The organism is Thalassotalea hakodatensis (assembly GCF_030295995.1).
Classification (GTDB): Bacteria; Pseudomonadota; Gammaproteobacteria; order Enterobacterales; family Alteromonadaceae; genus Thalassotalea_C; species Thalassotalea_C hakodatensis.
Genome location: NZ_AP027365.1, coordinates 684,004 through 703,519, shown reverse-complemented (window position 1 = coordinate 703,519; position 19,516 = coordinate 684,004). Strand labels below are relative to the sequence as shown.

The window sequence follows — 19,516 nt, the reverse complement described above, 5'->3', positions numbered from 1 at the left end:
ACTTAGTTGTGTTGGTTGTGATTGCTATGCTGCTGGTGACTATTGTCACGAGTAGAACTCAGTTCAACGATAATAAAGTCATCATGTATTTCAAACGTGAAGGTGACTTGCTCATCGTTTGAAAATGCCTGTAAATCGATTGTTTCATCAACGATAAAATCCATAGTGGCGGCTGGTCTATCCCATTTTTCAATGGCTTCACGGCTAATATTAATCACTCTCGTGTCATGGTCGATATGATTTACCACACCGTTAACCGTCGCCGAAGAAACTGGCTCATCGGCAGTTTCAGGTTGTGAGATAATATGAATGCCTGTAATGACGAAACCGCCGTCATCAACTTTGCTAACTTCAAAATGCAACAGCTGTCCAGACATTAGCGTATCTATATCAACACCTTGAGCAACATTGAAGTCCATGGTCATTTCGGGCCAATCCCAAGCTGCTACCGGTTCATGAGTAATATTAACCATGCCATGTGCAGCCATTACATGGTTTACTTTTCCTTGCATCCACACTGAGTTGGGCACTTTATCATGACTCATACGTTTAAAATCTGACGATTTACTGGACTCAGAATCAATTAAAAATTGTGCAGAAGTAACCACAACATCCTTTTCATCCAATCCATTTAAAATCTCGATATGATGTTTATCGACGCGACCAATAGTCACTTCGACAGATTTAAACTGCCCTTCGCCCAATGCAAGCACAACACGATCTTGCTTACCGGTGCGGATCACAGCTTCTGTAGGTACTAAGATAGCGCGGTTAGTTGGGTTAGCATGAATGGTTACCTGCGCGAACATATTAGGTTTTAATTGATGTTCTGGATTATTAAATTTTAACCTTACGCGTAATGTTCGCGTTTCACTATTTAACGTGGGGTAAACATAATCAACCATTCCAGTCCACTTTTTACCCGGCAGAGAATCGAGCGTCATCGTCACATCAAGCCCTTGCTTAATTAAAGCAATATCTCGTTCGAAAACTTCAGCTTCCACCCAAACCTGATCAAGTTTTCCGATACTTAATAATGTATTTCCCGGCTGTACGTAGAAACCCTCTCTGATTTGTAGATCATCAACAACCCCAGCTTGCGGTGAATAAAACGTCACATGTTGTTTAACTTTACCGGTTTTTTCGAGTGTTTTGATAAATTCAGCAGATAACTGTAACGCCGTTAAACGTTCTTTCGCTGCTATAATTATCGACTTGTTATTGCGTTTCAACGCGATTAAAAACTCTTCTTGCGCATTCACAAGCTGTGGTGAATACAAGGTATAGAGTGATTGCCCTTTTTCAACAGGATCACCTGCCGTTTTAACATACAGTTTTTCTATCCAACCATCGACACGTGGGTGAATATGCACCAACGCATTTTCATCATATTGAACATAGCCAACCGTTGAAATTTCGCTATGCATAGTTTTTAATGCAACAGGCTCGGTACGCACCCCAAGGTTATTCACTACATGAGGAGAAATTTTTACTGCCCCTAGGACATGTTCATTTGCTGAGTTAGCTTGTTCATATACCGGAATTAAATCCATGCCCATGGGAGATTTTCCAGGTTGATCTCGGCGATAATTCGCATCCATTGGTGCTACCCAATATAAAGGTTTTTTCTCTGATAATGCTGTAGATGAGTTATTATCATTCGACCCACTATTTTGTAAAACACTCAACGTACTAGCTCCTAGTGCAACACCTGCAATAACAGCGATAATGATTTTATGATTAGCTTGCATTATTGATCTCCAAGTTGCTGAGTAAGTGCAGTGTTAACGTTTTTAGTGTGTGGTGTAAGTTGACGTGATGTGTCATCAGCGTGGGTGAAAAAATAATTGATACGAGCAACTGATTTCAGTGCTTCAACGTCAATTTTTAGTGCTGCTATTTTTGTGTTTAATTGTGTGATCCTTGCTCTTACCACTTCTGAAAAATCACCATCATCATTGGTATAAGCAGTAAGTGACGCTTCAGCTTGATTATGCGTTTGTTTAAGCAATTGCTGTTGATATAACTTTTGTCGCTCTGAAAGTCGCCTTAGCTGTCTTGTTTCTTGCTCAACTGCACTAATCATCTGCTTTGTTAATAATAACTTCTCCGTTTTTACCGCGGCAGATTCGGCAATGGATGCCGATACTTGTTGATCTTGTTTGTTATCAGTAAATAAAGGTAAATCAAAGGTGACGCCTACTGAAAACAAATCAGCACGACTATCACCAGATGGCATATTATCTCGATAACTATAACTGGCATTTACCCCCCATTGCGGCTTATATTGCTGTTTTGCTAGCACCACATTTTTTTCAACGACTTGTTGCTTGACATCAATCATTAGCAAAGCAGGGTGATTTAACAATACTTTTGCCAAACGATTACGGGAATATTTTGCTGCTTTAAGTAATTCGGGTTGCTTTAATCGAATCTCGGGCAGTTGCGATGAAACATTAAATACCAAGGCTTGTGCGTCAAAATTAAACGTTTGGGCGACATTATTAGCGTCATAAACATGCAACCATTCATTTAAACGTGCAATGGCAGTTTCTAATTGTTGCTTCTCAAGCATTAATCTATCTTCAAGTTGCACAATTTCTAATTGCGCACGAATAACATCTTGTTGACGAGTTTTCCCTACAACGTTTGAATAGCTCACTTGCGCCACTTCGGCAATCTGTTCGAACAAAGCCCAATCATTCTCGATAAGCTCAATAATTCGCTGGGCTAAATAAGCATCAAGCCATAACTGTGAAACGGTGCTTTTCACAGTCGCTTGACGATTTTTTCGCATTAATGGAAATTTAGTTGCTTCAAGCTTCAATTGATTTTGTTTAATCGCCAAACTATCTCCACGAGGAAACATTTGAGAGACACCGACTTTTAATTGTGTCATGCCCTCTTGTTCGGTATTCCAAGAATCGATAGGTAGGTTCATCATGCCTATTGACACCTTAGGATCTGGCAATGTACCAGCAGCAATACTTCTATGGTTAATCGCTTGTTGATTTAACCGATTGCCATGAAGCCAAGGATCATTTTTTTCAGCTATTGTAATTGCTTCCGTCAACGATAAGGTATCTTTTGCCTGGAAAGACGGCGAGTATGGCTTGTCTATAAAGTGCTGATGCTCTTCCGCTTTAGCACTATTAGTGATTAGCGATATGAGTATCGCAATAGTTAGATAATTTTTGATCATTTTGCCTCCAGTCAATGCTGGATGTTTATTTAGCGCTAGACGCTAAATGAATTAACAGGAACGTGATAAACAGTGCGTTTAACTTTGCATTTAGTAAAATGCGGGCGCACTAACCCTGTATTAGGCAAATATCGGAGGTCGATATAAAGAAGGAAGCGTTTGGCTTTGCTCAGTTTGTGGAACAGAAATGATTTTTACTGATAAATCAAGTTGTCGTGTTTGCATCGTTGAAAATAATGCCACGGCAATATTAGAGCAACTACCACTAAAACAGCTGCAAGATTGCTCACAACAGCTATCATCCATGTTTTCATGATGTTCAGCTGACTGAGTCGCCATTTGATGATGACTATGATCCATCATATCCATGTTATGAGTTTGTGACTGGCTCGTTTTCATATTAATCATATGATAAGACATTACTGTAGACGCCATCACTTGACCTAAAAAGGACAAACAGACCGTCAATATCAATAATGTTTTAACGAAATTAGTCGACACCAGTACATAAACCAAGTAATTCAATTAACGAAATGATTACACAGTTGTCATGGTTGATCAATATACTGATACGACTTTAGTGCTAATAAAGCTGAAATGAACAAACAAAGGGGTTACTCGCTAGAAAGTAAGCAAGCTAGCCCCTTTCACTGTTCATCTTCTCGGTTTTATAAATTTTCTTCCGCAAATGATGCTAATCGCGAACGAACTACACCATTTAAATTCACCGTAGTGCTACCTGGAAAATCTTTAAAACGTTCAACAATGTAAGTTAATCCTGAAGTTAATGCGCTTAAATAATTACTGTCTATTTGCGCTAAATTACCAGAGCATACTAATTTTGTGCCTTCACCACAGCGAGTAATGATGGTTTTTAATTGCGATGCGGTTAAATTTTGACATTCATCTAAAATGACAAAGGCATTTTGTATGCTTCTGCCGCGCATAAAATTAACAGATTTAAACTGAATATTCGCTTTATCCATAATGTAGTTTAAGCTACTTTCCATGTTTTCATCTTGTTTATGCAAGACTTCCAATGAATCGGTAATCGCCGCTAACCAAGGCGCCATTTTTTCTTCTTCCGTGCCCGGCAAAAAACCGATAGACTCGGCTATTTCAGGCGTACTTCGGGTGACAATAACCTTGTCATACATGCCGCGTTCAATCACCAACTCTAAAGCTGACGCTAATGCAAGTAAGGTTTTACCACAACCTGCAGGCCCAGTTAAAATGACTAAATCTATCGAAGGATCAAGTAATGCATCCATTGCCATGCCTTGATAAATATTTTTTGGCGATATTCCCCACGCTTGCTTTGACATCAGTCGTTCTCGACTTAAATCAGCTATCGCTAGTTTTTGTTCATCCCAGCCTACAACTTTACCCGCAAAATGTTCGCCTTCATCAAGCAAATATTCATTCATGTAAGCGTTCGGAAATACCGACTTTTCAACATAGTGAGTGGTATTTCGCCCTTCAGATTCACTCTCGCAATTTTTAACTTGTTGCCAAAAGTCTCCTGAAAATTTGTGATAACCTTTAGTAAGAAATTGAATATCATCAATTAATTGGTCAGTTCGATAATCTTCAACATGTTTAAGGCCTGCCCCTTTTGCCTTAAGGCGCATATTAATATCTTTAGTAACAAGCACAACTTTACGCGTTTTACGAGTACCTTGAATGTGTAATGCTGTATTAATAATACGATTATCATTTTCATTAAAGGACAGCTTACCAGCAGTTTGTTCTAACGTGTAATCATTAAAAATAGACAGCCTACCAACCTTGCTACCATCTTGTTGCGTGGGTATTGGAACACCAGCAAGTACTTCTTCTGGCGTTGCGTTTACTAAACAATCTTCTAGTGCTCTGATAGCAACTCGAGCATCCCGGCTAACGTCTTTGTTACGATCTTTAATAGAGTCGAGTTCTTCAAGTACGGTCATGGGAACAATTACGTCGTGTTCTTGGAAAGATAGAAAAGCGAAGGGCTCGTGCAGTAATATATTAGTGTCTAATATATAGATAGTTTTTTCTTCAGTCATATACACAAATTTCCTCAAAAAATGAAAAACCTGTGTCAATCAAATTGGCAACTAACCACTAAACAACGCTGTCAATGTGATCAACAAGTCCGTTGAAGTTTGACCCTCCTCACGCCATCAAAATGTATGAAGCAATTTCACTTTGACAGCTTCTGAGTCTTGTTGCAAGTACCAATGTAAGCCGTTTGTGTACTTTTTTAATAAGTCTAGCTTCAGCTAAGGTCTGTTGATCTTTCGCGTTTATTTTTTAGCGGCTATTTTATGAATGACGATTGACGGACTAATCCATTAAGTGCGGTTCTCTTACGCGCTTTATAGCTCCAACGATTGAAATAATCGCCCAAGCAATTTCAAGTGCAAAAACTGGTAAGTTTTGATCCTGCCAGAGCTGAGGTAACAGAACAATTGCGGCATAAGCATTCAGCAATAAGTAAGCAAGGTGATTCAGTTTTTTACAGCAAAAAAGTAAATATCCTGCGGTAAAAGCGTATGCTGAAGACCAACCAAGTAAAGCAATATTTATCACACCGTTAGCAAAATATAGATAACAGAAATAACTGATAAAAACTAACAAACCTAAATAAAAAATACGGGTACTTGCCGGTATTTTATTGATTGGCCAGCCACGTAAAATAGCTAAACTCACCATCGCCCAAAAAGCATTGATAAACACTGCTTGATAAGAATTGACCGCCAGTGAACTCATCACTAGCACTGTCGCGGCAATCAAGTTACCACCGTAGTAGATACTTGGTTTCCACTGTCGTACAAATGAAATATAAGCATGATTAATCAAATATATTGCTGTGCCTATCCAGCCTATTAAGACCAACATTAAATTAACTCTATATGCATATTTCTTACGTACACTTCTTTACCTACTAACGGGCCATTTAAAATGACAACCTTACTTACATCCATCATGTTTTTATAAATTCGATCACTTTTAGAAGGCTTTAACAATACATCACTCCATTCGATGACTAACACTTTTGTACCTTGTGCTAAGGTATAAAAAGCCGCATTTTCCGTTAAATCGGTTTGGGCTAAAATGGCGGGGTAACCTTCAGAGGTAATTAGTTTTGCAATATCCGGTTCAATGGTAAGCTGTTCAGGAGATAACACAAAGCTTTTTAAATCAACCACTTGTTCAAGTAACTCATTTAATGTTTTCACTAGCGCACGTCCTTGCTTATTATCCGCAGCAATGAGATGTAAACTCTTTGTATCGCGAATATCCTCAAGTGGCTTTATCAATAATTTTTGCTGCTTAAATTGATTATTTAAAATGTAATTCATCACACTTTCTGTCATTGGCAGATAGTCGATATCACCTTCGAGTAAGGCTTGGAGTGCAGCATCTTCGCTATTGAAAATTTTAGCTTTTTCAACGAGCTTATCAATATTTTCACCATAACTATAACCAGCTACTTTACCTATACGGTATTTTGATAATTCTGCTTGTTCAATTTGCTGGCTATATTGTCGATTAAAATAAATATGACTTGTTACTTGAAAAATAGGTGCCGAATAAAGCACTTTTTTCGCACGTTCAGCGGTTTTAAAATATGGAAAAGACGCTAACTTTTCTTTCCGAGAGATTTGTTGAAATGCTAAATCGTAGTTTTGTCTTAGCCAAGTTATCTCGGTGTTATTTTGACTAAACACTTGCTCTAATAAGGCCACGGCAGAACCCGCATGTTCATGGCTAACATAAGGTTGCCATGGCGCGGTGGTTATCGTAACTTTATCAGCGCTGGCTGTATGCCAAAATAGAACCGTACACATTAAGCAAACGTAACGCATGTTATTTTCCTTTCATCACTTTATAAAGAATAACCAACGCGAACGTTAAACCAAAGCCAAACGAAAACATAATATCTGCATCAATTTCAGCAATAAATTCTAAGAAAAACGAACGGTTGTCATCGTTATAATCAAGCGCAGGTCGCGACATCATTTCTCGGCTAAACTCGGTTAAATATAAAGACAATTCAAACACAGCAAAAAAACTTAACGTCACCAGCAGTAAATCCGTCATCACAGTGCTTCGTTCTCGCCGTTTATTATCTGATTCTTCCAATCTTGCCGAACAAATTTCAATCATACGTTGGCCGTTAGCTGCAACTTCGTTAAAGTCCCAACTTGCTAAAATGTCGTCTAAAAGCTTGCGCTTAAAGCGATTTAAAAACTTCTTATGCTCATGCAAATCAATTAAATGCAACCGAGTGACGACCCGTGCGAAAGAAAGTTTCTCTTGAGTTTTTGCTAAATTATTAGCGTTGTAAGCACTATCAATCGCCTGCTTAAGTAGCTGATTACAATTTTCTTGGGCAGTGTAATAATACTGCGCAAGCACCATCGTATTGACTCGCAAATCTTCATGCGTTTTACTGCCATCAACAATGATGTATTGCAGCCAAGTAATGGAATAGTTTCGCTCACCACGAATGATCGCTTCAGCGTCTTGTGGTGTTTGGGTATCTTTCAACCACGTTCTAATGAGTTGTTGAATAGTGGTGTTTTTAAGTTGCGCATTTTCCAGCATTAAAAAGCGGGCAATCCAATGAATATCCGCTTTTTCAGGCATAGCATTTAAACGCAACATTTTGTTTTTATCGTTGGGGATTAAATGCTTAAGTTCAGCTAAAAAGGTTTGATAAACGTTGTCTATCTCAAGCTTAGTTTGTGCTTGGCATTGCTCAGAAATTTGTTCAGCAGTTAACGATGCATCGAATGCCATATCAAGTTCAGCAATAGCAACATTATTGGGAAATACATGCAGCACAACAGGTGAAATTGACGCATTGTGCCAAGTTAATATTCTAATATCTCTGGCATCGCTATCAATAGTATTATAGTCGTGCTCAACATCTGGTTGGTTAAACGCACGGCAATGTTCATTACTCGCTGCAATGCCTTGGATAAGTTCAAGGTACTGAGTGCTAGATTGATCAACCCCAATGGTGACACTTAACGGGATATAAAGCGGTGATACGGTTTTGATGATAATTTCTTTGCTCATTTTTTATCTTTCTTAGGTCAGTAGAGCATCATAGCTTTGAGCATATCACTAGCCTTTAACCTTAACAAGAACATAAAGTTACATTAATTAGGCTGCACTCCATATCTGTTGTTTTTGACCCTTTTTCACTAAAATGCCAGCGTTAAAGCAAGCTGGCATTTTCATACTTCATGGTGTTATTCAGTAAAAACTAAACCTGTAAAAAACAGATATTAATTAATTCTGATAACTAATCCCTAAATATACCTTTCTCTCTTGAGAGAAATAACCGTTTATCGTGTTGTATTGCTCATTAAACGCATTGTTTATTTTCGCTTCAACGTTAAACTTATCTGTGACAGCATAACTAGTACCTATGTTAATCAATTGATAGCTATCTAGTTTAACTTTGCCCACACCCCATACATTATCGTATCTTTTACCTTTATATTGCCATTCAAGGTAAACATCTGCGTCAGCAATATCAGTACTGAATTTATAATTGGCAAATTCTTTAGCTCGACGAATAAGTTGCTCATTTGTAGCAACATCTTCAGCTTCTACATAACTCACATTAAATTCGTGTGTACCGTGGCTTGCTGGGTAACTCAAACCTAATTCAGCACCTTGAATTTCAACTTTATCAACGTTACCTGGCATTTTTATGCCGTCATTATTTATCGCACCATCCCACAGTATTAAATTTTCAACATCTGTTTGGTGTAGATTGAAAGAAGCAGCTACACTGCCAAATTGGCTGATTATATTAAACTCGACTGAGTCAGATGTTTCTGATACTAAGTTTTCATTACCCATAGACCCCCAATTTAATGGGTAGTATAAATCATTAAAGGTTGGTGCTTTAAAACCCGTTCCTGTTGATAAAACCATACGCGTAGCTTCACTTATTTGATAACCTACACTGGCATTATAAGTGGTTTCAGAATCAACATCTTCAACATCATCATAACGAGCAGCTAGTTCATAAGTAAACGCATCTTGATTATAGACAGTATGAGCAAAATAACCTGATATATCGCGTTGATTCTCATTAAATTCACTTGTACCACGCACACTTTCATCATATAAATCAGCACCAATATTTAACTTCCAGTGACGGGTAAGTTCAGTATGATTTATCAATGAAAACTGACTACGACGGGTATCAAAAACACTGCCATCTTGTTTTGTAAAAGAGTTTCCATAATTAATATTAGATGTTCGACTTTGGCCTACAGATAGTTGAGTCTTGTTTTTATACCCATTGATTTTTGAAGAATAAACAGCACCAAGATTCCATACGTAGTTGTTAACATCTGACTTGTTTTGGTAACTACTATCGTATTCTGTTTCACCTTGTTCAACTTGTGCGAGCCAAGTTAAAGCCAAAGCTTTGCTCACTTGTTGTTGGCCATTTATGGCGATTGAGTCATAACTGAAACCATCGTCATCTGTTTCGCTGTCATCTTTGACATCAAAACCATCACTTTCTTCATGGCTCACACTAATACTGGTAGAGCCATCACCGTGTTCGATGCCAATACCTGCGCTGTATTTTTGGTAGTTATCACTACCGAAAGTTGCATTGGCAAAGTGGTCACCGCCATTCACTTTACGCGTGAAAATTTGTATCACGCCACCAATGGCATCTGAGCCCCAAAGTGCAGCACGAGGACCTTTTATTACTTCAATACGTTCGATTAATTCAGGGGCAATTTCATTTAAATTAGTTGATCCTAAAGTTGCTGAACCAATTCGTACGCCGTTTAATAGCACTAAGGTGTGATCCGAATTACTACCACGCATATACACAGAAGAGTTCTGGCCTTTGCCACCATTAGCTGAAATATCAATACCTGATACCGTCGCTAATAAGTCCAACACAGATTTAGCCTGAATTTTTTCAATCTCAGCTCGGGTTATCACCACCTGTGAAACCAATACATCTTCAGCTTTAGTAGCCACACGGTTTGCTGTTACTAAAATTTGTTCATCTGTTTGATAGCCAGACGTTTCTGCAAACGATGTTGATGAGAGTGAAAGTGCAGCTGATACTGAAGCTGCGATAAGTTTATGTTTCATGTTTTCCTCGCCACCTGCGCCCACCGCACAAGTAAAACTAAGTTAAAAATTTAGGCCGGTCTCCGGGCTTCTTGACAATAAAAGTAAGAGTACTTTGTATCGTCAATTTACCGTTGCGGGGGCAGCACAAGAGTTTCACTTGTTTCCCTTGTTACTCAGTTTGTGACTAAGTGCCTAAATTTGTATTATTCTGACGACAACGTCAGAGGTTCGAAAGCAACTGTCGAATACCCAACAATTGCGTAGTAATTCCATTAAAACTATTGTCGATGCTTATCAATCAACCGACAAAGCGATGCTAATTCCTTAATAGAGCGCGATGTCATGCGGTACAACATATCGGCGTTAGGGTGAATAAACGCATTATGTTTTACCGCGGGTATTTCTGACCATTGTTGCCAATCAATCTTATCTGGAGATTGATGGCCATGAGACGTTGGCTGAATAATTATTTCAGGTGATTTTATAATCACTTGCTCAATATTTATTTGCGGGTAATCTGTTTTGCTATCAACAAAAGGGTTCGTTGCCCCGCACACCTTTATTTGTTGTTGTAACCACGCATTTTTTGCAATTGTCGTTAACGGTCTAGGCCATAGTTCATAAAAAACCGAAATCGGTTCAGCGCCTTGATAATCAGCTCGAACCTTTGCTAAATCCGCCAGGTAAGCATCTGCTTTTTCATTGGCAATTTTAGTTAAACCTGTCCATTGTCCTAAATCTCTTAACTCTTGTGCTACATCTTCAAGCGCAAGCGGATTTGAATACACGATTGGAATACCGAACGAAGCTAGCCGGGCTAAATCTTCACTTGGATTACCCGTTTTCCAAGCAATAATAAGATCAGGGTTTGTCGCCAGCACTTTTTCAATGCTTAATGCGGCATAATTACCGATACGAGGAATACTTTTGGCTTGTTCTGGAAAATCAGCATGATCGGTAGTACCGATGATACGATCCCCTGCACCTATTTGATAAAGGTTTTCAACAATATGAGGTGCTAGCGCAATGATTCGCTGAGCCGGTTTATCTAGCGTATTGGCAATACTTGCCACACTGATAAACCAAAGCAATGTAAAAACATACTTTGCCATAAGGATCACCAATCAATCCCTTTTTGTACTTTAATTCCAGCTTCAAAGGCATGCTTTTGAGATTGCACTTCAGAAACAGTATCAGCCATTTCAGTTAATCGGCGATGTGCAGCTCTGCCTGTTACAATGACATGTTGACCTTCAGGCCTGTTAGCGATGGCATCAAGCACTTCATCAATATCAAGGTATCGATAACTCAGCATATAGGTTAATTCATCTAGCAAAATAGTTTGAATGCTAGGGTCTGCTAGCAATTTTTTAGCCTCTTGCCACACTTTTTCAGCAGCCGCCATATCAGCTTCTTTATTTTGAGTTTCCCAAGTGAAGCCTGTTTTCATGACATAAAACGGTACGCCCGATTTCTCTAACAAATTGCGCTCTCCACACTCCCAAGTGCCTTTAATAAATTGGCATACAGCAGCAGTTAATCCATGGCCAACGCTACGAGTTATCATGCCAAAACCAGAGGTAGACTTTCCTTTGCCATTGCCTGTTATTACCAATAATAAACCTTTATCGTCTTGAGCTGCGGCAATACGTGCGTCTACTTTTTCTTTTAGTTTTTGTTGACGTGCTTTATGTTTATCTTGTTTGTCTTGTTCATTCATGGTGCTGTCTCCAATGGGTTAATGCGTTTTCTATTTTATCTAATGCGAGGTATTGCTCGCATGTGTCGGCTAATCGTTCTATGGCGTGTTCTTGTATATCTTCTAATGATGTTGCTGCTGAAATTGTCACTTGGCACCATGAAGCAAGTTGTTCGATGGCATTTTTACTATCCCAAATGCCATGTAAATAACCACCAGCGATTTGTTGATCATCGCTTATAACGCCTTGTGCGTTACCTTCTATTGTCATCAAGGGGGGTAAATCGGCTAAATAGGTTGTTTCACCTAAGTGAATTTCATAACCTTTAATGGTTTTATTTATCCCCGCTAAGTGCAATATTGCTTCCCGATTAGCCAGTGTTTTTCGTGGTTGTAAAATCGTGGTGATCGGTAACAAACCTAGCCCTTCACTGATACCCGCTTTGCCTTCTAAACCAAGTGGGTCATTAATATGTTGGCCTAACATTTGAAAGCCACCACAAATACCAAACACCTTACCGCCATAGCGTAAGTGTGTGTTAATTTGCTGATCCCAGCCTTGTGCTTTAATAAACGCTAAGTCTTCACGGGTATTTTTACTACCCGCCAAAATAATAAGATCTGCCGCTGGTAACGGTGAGTTTTTCACTTCAGACGCATAGACAAAGGTTAAATCTATTTCAGGATGTACTCTCAACGCATCAAAATCGTTATGATTACTCATTCTAGGCGTTACTGGCACAATCACTTTTAATTGGCTGTTTGCTATGTTTTGAACATTATCTACTGCGTCTTCGGCAGCAATATGTAATCCATGAATATAAGGAAGCACACCTAAAACAGGCTTATTGGTATAGTTTTCTAGCCATTGTAATCCTGGCTCTAATAACGAAAGATCACCACGAAAACGATTGATCACAAAGCCAATAACACGTTGTTGCTCGCTTTCGCTTAACAGAGCTAAAGTGCCAACTAAGTGAGCAAACACACCACCTTTATCAATATCTGCAATTAAAATAACCGGGCAGTCTGCTGCCTCGGCAAAGCCCATGTTCGCAATATCCCCTTCACGAAGGTTAATCTCTGCGGGGCTACCTGCGCCTTCTACTACAATACGTGTATATTTTTTTTCTAATCGCGTATGTGAATCCATCACCGCGTTAAAAGCAATTTTTTTATAATCATGATACTGATCAGCATTCATGCTTTCAAAAACTTGACCATGAATGATAACTTGCGCATTTTTGTCAGATTGTGGCTTTAATAATATCGGATTAAAATCTACGGATAACGGTACATTGGCGGCATGCGCTTGCACCGCTTGTGCACGGCCTATTTCGCCACCATCTGGCGTTACCGCACTATTTAACGCCATGTTTTGGGGTTTAAACGGTGCAACATGTAGACCTTGCCTCGCATAAATTCGACATAGTGCTGCAACCAATGTTGTTTTACCGGCATCGCTAGTTGTGCCTTGCACCATTAAGGTTTTTGCCGGCATTATCGTGCCTCCATAACAAAGTCAGGCAATGATGAGCTATTATCAAGGCCATGTTCATGCATAGGCCGAGCAATGTATTTAACCCGACACTGGTGTGCTTTAATGTGAATTTTAGTTAAGCTGCCATAACCAATCGACAGTTGTGTATACCACAATGGATTTCGCACATTAATGTTCAACACTGCTGCCAAAATCATCCGAATTACGCCACCATGACAAACCACTAAGAGATCGTCTTGTTGCTGGCAAGCTTGTTGCACTATCGCTTGCCATGCTTGATTAACGCGATAGGAAAAGCCCGTTAACAACTCGGCCTCAGGCAATGGATGCTGTACAGGGTCTCGCCAAAATCGTTCTAACGGTTGCCATTGCTCAGGCTGTTGATAAACATTATCAAACGCAACGCCATCATAACGCCCAAAATGCATTTCTTGAATGGCGGGTTCCATACTCGGTGCAGGTAATGATAAAGCGTGTGTAAGTTTTGTCGCTAAAGTTTTACAGCGCATTAACGGAGAACTAATAACATGAGAGCATTTGCCTGACCGTTGTTGCTCATACGCTTTAAATTGCGTTACTAAGTGTTGATTCTCAACATCACTAACCGCAACATCAGTTGTGCCATAAAGGGCAGCTTCGCCCTGAACTTTGCCATGCCTTAATAATATAACGTTAGCCACTAATCGCTCCTTTTAGGGTTAACGGTAATCCTGCCGTCACTAAGGTGACTTGTTGTGCCGTCGCTGCCACTTTTTGATTTAACCAGCCAGCGTGATCAACAAATAACCTTGATTGTTCTCCCATCGGCACAATGCCAAGCCCTACTTCATTGGCTACCACGACAAGGGTTAATCTTGTTTGATGCTCTGATAACGTTAAGAGTAATTGTTCAATAGCGTGAGATAAATGTTGCGCTTTTTGCTCACGTGTATTGGTTTTATTTTCAACACTCATTAACACATTTGTCAGCCACAAAGTTAAACAATCAATTAACACAACGCTATTATCCGGTATGTTTTGCAAGGTTTGATCAATGTGAATGGGGCATTCGCACAACTGCCAATGGTAAGGTGCCCTGTCTTGTTGATGTTTGATAATTCTCTCTGTCATCTCATTATCATAAGCTTGTGCTGTAGCAAGGTAATATCGCGGAATATCAACACATGTATTGACTATCCACTGCTCTGCAAAGCGAGACTTGCCGCTTCGCGCACCGCCAAGGATCAAGTGAATCATTTCACACCACCTATGGCAAACGCGACAATTAATAAATAGATAATTAATTCAACAAGTTGTTGGCAAGCGCCTAAACAGTCGCCAGTAAAGCCCCCAATACGTGCTATTAACCAACGGCGAAACAAAACACGAAAAATGTACAAGGTAAACAACAGAGAAATTACAAAAGTAAAAGAGAAAAGAACATTCGGTAAAAAGAAAAAGGGCACTACGGCAACCAATAACACGAATAAACAATCTTTTTGCGTTTGTTGCTGAGCCAAAGGCTTGCTTTTACTATCAGATTCTTCACTGACATAAGGGGTATCAATTATTAAGCTTGCTGCTATCGCTCTCGAGCAAGCATGAGCTAGAAATAAAGAGAATATAATAAGTGCTGCATTTGCTAAATGTACCAGCACTACATACTTTAATAGCATCACTAAAAATAGACTAATCGCGCCATACGTACCTAAACGACTATCTTTCATAATAGCGAGTCGAGATGAAATCGTGTAACCACCGCCTATACCATCAGCCATATCAGCAAGGCCATCTTCATGAAATGCGCCAGTGAGCAAAACACTAACAATTAACAGTAAAACAACGGCTAAATTAACAGGGAAAAACGTCACTAAAATACTAAACACAGCGCTCAATATGGCTGCAACCAGTAAACCAACTAACGAAAAATAACGCGTTGCTTGATTGAGATCAGTTTCCTGAAAATCAGCGATATTACCAACAGGAATTCGCGTAAAAAATTGGCAAGCAAGCCTAAATAAACGCCATTGTTTACTGGTGTTTAGCATTACACTGTTACTCCTGCACTTTCAAAGCTCGCCATGTCATTATAAAAACTTACGGCGGCTTGCAGTAGTGGAAACGCCAAAGTTGCCCCCGTACCTTCTCCTAGTCTTAAAGCTAACTGTAATAATGGCTTTGCGTGGAATTGTTCAAGGATCCGTTGATGCGCATGTTCATTCGATTGATGCGCAAAAATCAGATAATCAGTGACTTCAGGGGCTACTCTTTGTGCTACTAGGGCTGCTACGCTAACAATAAAACCATCCACTAACACCGGCACTCTTTGCTCTGCGCTCGCGATTATCGCACCAGCAATATGAATGATTTCAAATCCCCCTAGCTCTGCCAGTATCTTTTTTATGTTCGCATGCTCTTCTTGGTCTGCCAGGCGTGTTAATCCTTTCTTAATAAGTTGCTTTTTAAGCGCGAACTGTTCTGCTGTAATACCAGTGCCTAGGCCTACGGATTGCTCGACAGGTATATTAAGTAATGCCGACATTAATGCCGAGGCAGCACTCGTATTTGCAATTCCCATTTCGCCAAAAATTAAGACATTACAACCTTGCTTAATCGCACGTTTTGCAATGTTACCTCCTGCAGATAAGCCGTCATTCACCTGTGTGATGGTCATTGCTGCTTGCTCGCTAATATCGAATGTTCCTGGGCCTAAACGTGACTCAAAAAAGTTATCGTGCTCTTCCTGTAACGCATCAGGTAACGGTGTACAGATACCAGTATCCACTACGCTAAAATCAATATTATAGCTACGGCAAAAACAATTAATGGCAGCACCACCATTAAGGAAATTTAACACCATTTGATAAGTTACATCACTAGGCGCAATACTTACACCTTGACAAGCAATACCGTGATCGCCAGCAAAAACAATGACCTGAGGCTTTAATGTATCGAGTTTTTGCCACCTGCCAGAACGGTTACTTTGTATAGTAGCCAATCTCTTGGCAAGTTGTTCAATCACTCCTAACGCACCAAGAGGTTTTGTTTTTTGATCAATTTTATCGGTGATTTGTGGCAAATATTGCTGCGTTAATACAGGGACATTCGTTATCATTACATTCTTCTCATTAAAAATAGAAAAAACACGCTACCAATCACAGAAGTGATCACACCAATAGGTAATTCTTGCCCTGGTAAAATAGTTCGAGAGATTACGTCAACCCAAATTAAGAAGCAGCCTCCAACTAAGCCTGCACACAGCATGAGTTTCGCTAGGGTAAAACCAAAAAATGGTCTTACGATATGCGGTATCATTAATCCGACAAAACCAATTCCACCACAGTAAGCGACAACAACCGCCGTCATTGCAGCACAAATGCACAGTGAAAGTACTCGAACTACATCAACATTGACACCGAGCGTTCTTGCCCCTTCGTCGCTCAATAACAACGCATCTAATTGTCTTGAAAACATCAAGGTAATAAAGGTACATATAAAAATGATAGGTGCAATAAGAGCAATAGCGTCATAATTAGCGCGTGCTAGTGATCCCATCATCCAAAAAATCACCCGATTAGCTTCAAACGCTTCACCGAAATACAAGATAAAACTGGTAACGGCGCTCAATAAGAAAGATACCGCCACGCCTGCTAACAATAAATGTTCAACTCGACGCCAGTTATTATTCATCAGAATAGTCATGACAATAAACACAGCAGAAAGTGCACCTATGAAGGCGGCTAATGGTAATGAAAATGCTTGTAAATATTCAGGTAATAAGCTTGAAATAGTGGCCCCTAGACCAGCACCAGCAACAATACCAAAAAGATAAGGATCAGCTAACGGGTTACGAGTCACATTTTGCATTAACGCCCCAGCGCCAGCTAAAGCAAAACCCGCTAAAAAGCCCATAAGCACTCTAGGCAATCGAATATCCAGTAAAATAGTTTGATAAATTGGTTGTTGGCATTGCGCACTTACACATTGCCAAACTTGGGAGAAGCCAATTTCCGTGGTACCAAAGCCCATTGATAATAACAATGACAACAACACTAAAATGACCAATACCAATAAACCAGGTATAAAAGGCAGCCGAGTATCCATTAGCCTTGCCCCCCAAAGGTAACCCGCAGCTTTCCGGTTATTGGATTGTTATCAACTACGCATGGAATTTTAAATACCTGCTCTAGCAGATTTTCTTTCAAGACCTTTTCAGGGGTATCAAACGCTAACACGGTTCCTTCTGACATCAACATAATGCGATCACAATATAGGGCTGCTAGATTGAGATCATGAATGCTCATCACCAAGGTTAAATCAAGCGCTTTAACAATAGATAAAATTTGATGCTGATAGAAAATGTCTAAATGGTTAGTGGGTTCATCCATAATTAATATTTCAGGTTGTTGCACAATCGCACGTGCAATAAAGCAACGTTGTTGTTCACCACCTGAAAGTGTATTGAAAGCTTGGTGTTTTTTATTTTTAAGATCTACTTGTTCGATGGCTTGATGCAATAATTGATAGTCTGCTTGGGTGTTAAGATCAAAGTACTGTTTATGTGGTATCAAGCCCATTTTTACCACATCAAGCACTGATAAATTAAATACCGCTTCACGGTGTTGGCTAACCACTGAAATTTTTCGCGCTATTTCGCGACGATTAAATGCAGCTAGCGCCGTTTCTGATAAGGTGACGTTACCTGATTGCGGAATATGTTCTCGATAGAGACATTTTAAAAAAGAAGTTTTACCTGCGCCATTGGGGCCTAAAATACCAATCGTTTCGCCGAGGTTCGCGGTAAAATCAATCCCATTAAGAATTAGTTTACTGTCTACAGACCATACTAAATTTTCCGCGCTTAAATGTAACAAAACACCTATACCTTTAAATAGATGTGCGGAAAATTAGGTTATTAATAGCAATGCTGTGTAATAACTCAACTATGTTACCCGCACAGTTAGTAATGTATTTTCATGGCAGGTCTCCTGACTCTTAGGGATCACCCAAATTTCACCTTCCCAGTGGTATACCAGTGGTTCTGAAATTCAGCCCTAAATACAGTTGCGGGAACAGTTGTGGACTTACACCACATTCCCTTTTAAGCCTTTATTATCAACGAATTATAATCGTAAATTAAATAGGCACCGTAAAAATTTCGGCTACTCTAGCATAGTATCTAAATGAACGCCAGAAACTAGATGTATAGACGTCTATAACACTGTATAGATAATTATGCAGCCAGTAGAGTAACTGACTGCATAAATTAAGAAACAGAACTTTGTTAAATATAGTGTAGAAAATTTAAAGAGATAACCCTAATTGTTTAACCACCTGTGCTAAGTGTGTCATGGCTTCTTCCGTTGGTCCTGGGTAATCCCCCATAATAGGTACGTTACCCATATATCCAATGTCTTTCATGCCTGCGGGGCTAGAATAGAAAGCCGCTAGCACTAACGATCTAAAACGTGCAAAAGCAGGAATTATACGCATAAACGCGTTATCGTTATCTTCTCGTTCAAACGCGATATCATCAATAATTTGTAGGCGCTTTTGTTCGGTTAAATTAACAAACGATTGTTCAAACCTCAATTGAGCTTCGTCATCTATCCACGTTAACGCTGATAAAATCGTTAATCGATCGTGCTGCTGCCGAGTATAAGGTGCACTAACCCATTCATCCACCACATCAGGCACGCCAACTTCGCTACCTGAAGGCACTGTACCTTCTCGTGGCACAATAATATCGGCTAATACCGCAACAAGGGTTAATTGCTCTGCTGTCAAGGTTTTCGGCCACGGTGATTTAGGCGGGATCAGTAAATTTGGATCTTTACCGTAACCTTTAGCATTAATGGGCGACAACGTTAGCTTGGGCCAGTGCCCTTTCCCAGTATTTTTTTCAGCAGCTATAGTGAGCGCACTAACACTATTAGGAATTAACGTGCTAGCAGACAATGCACCAACCCATTTTAATGATTCTCGACGACTGAGTTTTACTTGGTATTTGCTAGTCATC

The 19,516-nt window shown here is 39.6% G+C and carries 18 protein-coding genes and 2 riboswitches; all 18 genes read right to left on the bottom strand.

Annotation, left to right across the window (positions count from 1 at the left end):
- Positions 1 to 2: 2 nt before the first annotated feature.
- Positions 3 to 1,751 (bottom strand): efflux RND transporter periplasmic adaptor subunit, encoded by a 1,749-nt coding sequence (locus tag QUE72_RS03030; protein WP_286271459.1) that lies wholly within the window; start codon positions 1,749 to 1,751, stop codon positions 3 to 5.
- The gene (locus tag QUE72_RS03025; protein ID WP_286271457.1) at positions 1,751 to 3,202 is read right to left on the bottom strand and encodes a TolC family protein; all 1,452 of its coding nucleotides are present in this window, start codon (positions 3,200 to 3,202) and stop codon (positions 1,751 to 1,753) included. Before QUE72_RS03025 ends, QUE72_RS03030 begins: the two co-directional genes overlap by 1 nt.
- A 120-nt stretch (positions 3,203 to 3,322) precedes the next feature.
- Positions 3,323 to 3,703, bottom strand: a complete 381-nt coding sequence (locus QUE72_RS03020) for a CopL family metal-binding regulatory protein (protein WP_286271456.1) — start codon at positions 3,701 to 3,703, stop codon at positions 3,323 to 3,325.
- 167 nt (positions 3,704 to 3,870) lie between these two features.
- On the bottom strand, positions 3,871 to 5,250 hold the full coding sequence (locus QUE72_RS03015; protein ID WP_286271455.1) for a PhoH family protein: 1,380 nt from the start codon (positions 5,248 to 5,250) through the stop codon (positions 3,871 to 3,873).
- A gap of 280 nt (positions 5,251 to 5,530) precedes the next feature.
- Positions 5,531 to 6,085: a CBU_0592 family membrane protein gene (locus QUE72_RS03010; RefSeq protein WP_074498660.1), complete on the bottom strand. Its 555-nt coding sequence runs from the start codon at positions 6,083 to 6,085 to the stop codon at positions 5,531 to 5,533.
- A complete protein-coding gene (locus tag QUE72_RS03005; protein ID WP_286271452.1) occupies positions 6,085 to 7,056 on the bottom strand; it encodes a substrate-binding periplasmic protein in 972 nt (323 codons plus the stop codon). Before QUE72_RS03005 ends, QUE72_RS03010 begins: the two co-directional genes overlap by 1 nt.
- A gap of 1 nt (position 7,057) precedes the next feature.
- Positions 7,058 to 8,275, bottom strand: coding sequence for a hypothetical protein (locus QUE72_RS03000; protein WP_286271451.1), 1,218 nt, complete (start codon positions 8,273 to 8,275; stop codon positions 7,058 to 7,060).
- Positions 8,276 to 8,491: 216 nt separating this feature from the next.
- Positions 8,492 to 10,336, bottom strand: coding sequence for a TonB-dependent receptor domain-containing protein (locus tag QUE72_RS02995; RefSeq protein WP_286271450.1), 1,845 nt, complete (start codon positions 10,334 to 10,336; stop codon positions 8,492 to 8,494).
- A gap of 36 nt (positions 10,337 to 10,372) precedes the next feature.
- Positions 10,373 to 10,529: riboswitch (cobalamin riboswitch) on the bottom strand.
- 67 nt (positions 10,530 to 10,596) lie between these two features.
- Complete coding sequence (locus tag QUE72_RS02990; RefSeq protein WP_286271447.1) at positions 10,597 to 11,430, bottom strand: cobalamin-binding protein; 834 nt, start codon at positions 11,428 to 11,430, stop codon at positions 10,597 to 10,599.
- 5 nt (positions 11,431 to 11,435) lie between these two features.
- Entirely contained in the window at positions 11,436 to 12,038 is a 603-nt protein-coding gene (gene cobO, locus QUE72_RS02985; protein WP_286271445.1) for a cob(I)yrinic acid a,c-diamide adenosyltransferase, read from the bottom strand.
- A complete protein-coding gene (locus QUE72_RS02980; RefSeq protein ID WP_286271443.1) occupies positions 12,031 to 13,518 on the bottom strand; it encodes a cobyric acid synthase in 1,488 nt (495 codons plus the stop codon). The genes cobO and QUE72_RS02980 overlap by 8 nt, the downstream gene beginning before the upstream one ends.
- Positions 13,518 to 14,198: a histidine phosphatase family protein gene (locus QUE72_RS02975; protein WP_286271442.1), complete on the bottom strand. Its 681-nt coding sequence runs from the start codon at positions 14,196 to 14,198 to the stop codon at positions 13,518 to 13,520. The genes QUE72_RS02980 and QUE72_RS02975 overlap by 1 nt, the downstream gene beginning before the upstream one ends.
- Positions 14,191 to 14,754, bottom strand: coding sequence for a bifunctional adenosylcobinamide kinase/adenosylcobinamide-phosphate guanylyltransferase (gene cobU / locus QUE72_RS02970; RefSeq protein ID WP_286271441.1), 564 nt, complete (start codon positions 14,752 to 14,754; stop codon positions 14,191 to 14,193). Before cobU ends, QUE72_RS02975 begins: the two co-directional genes overlap by 8 nt.
- Positions 14,751 to 15,545 (bottom strand): adenosylcobinamide-GDP ribazoletransferase, encoded by a 795-nt coding sequence (locus tag QUE72_RS02965; RefSeq protein WP_286271440.1) that lies wholly within the window; start codon positions 15,543 to 15,545, stop codon positions 14,751 to 14,753. Before QUE72_RS02965 ends, cobU begins: the two co-directional genes overlap by 4 nt.
- The gene (gene cobT / locus QUE72_RS02960) at positions 15,545 to 16,612 is read right to left on the bottom strand and encodes a nicotinate-nucleotide--dimethylbenzimidazole phosphoribosyltransferase (RefSeq protein ID WP_286271439.1); all 1,068 of its coding nucleotides are present in this window, start codon (positions 16,610 to 16,612) and stop codon (positions 15,545 to 15,547) included. The genes QUE72_RS02965 and cobT overlap by 1 nt, the downstream gene beginning before the upstream one ends.
- Positions 16,612 to 17,601 carry a FecCD family ABC transporter permease gene (locus tag QUE72_RS02955; RefSeq protein WP_286271438.1) on the bottom strand — a complete coding sequence of 330 codons (990 nt, stop codon included), beginning with the start codon at positions 17,599 to 17,601 and terminating at the stop codon, positions 16,612 to 16,614. Before QUE72_RS02955 ends, cobT begins: the two co-directional genes overlap by 1 nt.
- Positions 17,601 to 18,371 carry an ABC transporter ATP-binding protein gene (locus tag QUE72_RS02950; RefSeq protein ID WP_175573110.1) on the bottom strand — a complete coding sequence of 257 codons (771 nt, stop codon included), beginning with the start codon at positions 18,369 to 18,371 and terminating at the stop codon, positions 17,601 to 17,603. The genes QUE72_RS02955 and QUE72_RS02950 overlap by 1 nt, the downstream gene beginning before the upstream one ends.
- Before the next feature lie 87 nt (positions 18,372 to 18,458).
- Positions 18,459 to 18,664, bottom strand: a riboswitch (cobalamin riboswitch).
- Positions 18,665 to 18,801: 137 nt separating this feature from the next.
- Positions 18,802 to 19,515 (bottom strand): gluconate 2-dehydrogenase subunit 3 family protein, encoded by a 714-nt coding sequence (locus tag QUE72_RS02945; protein WP_286271437.1) that lies wholly within the window; start codon positions 19,513 to 19,515, stop codon positions 18,802 to 18,804.
- Position 19,516 lies beyond the last annotated feature (1 nt).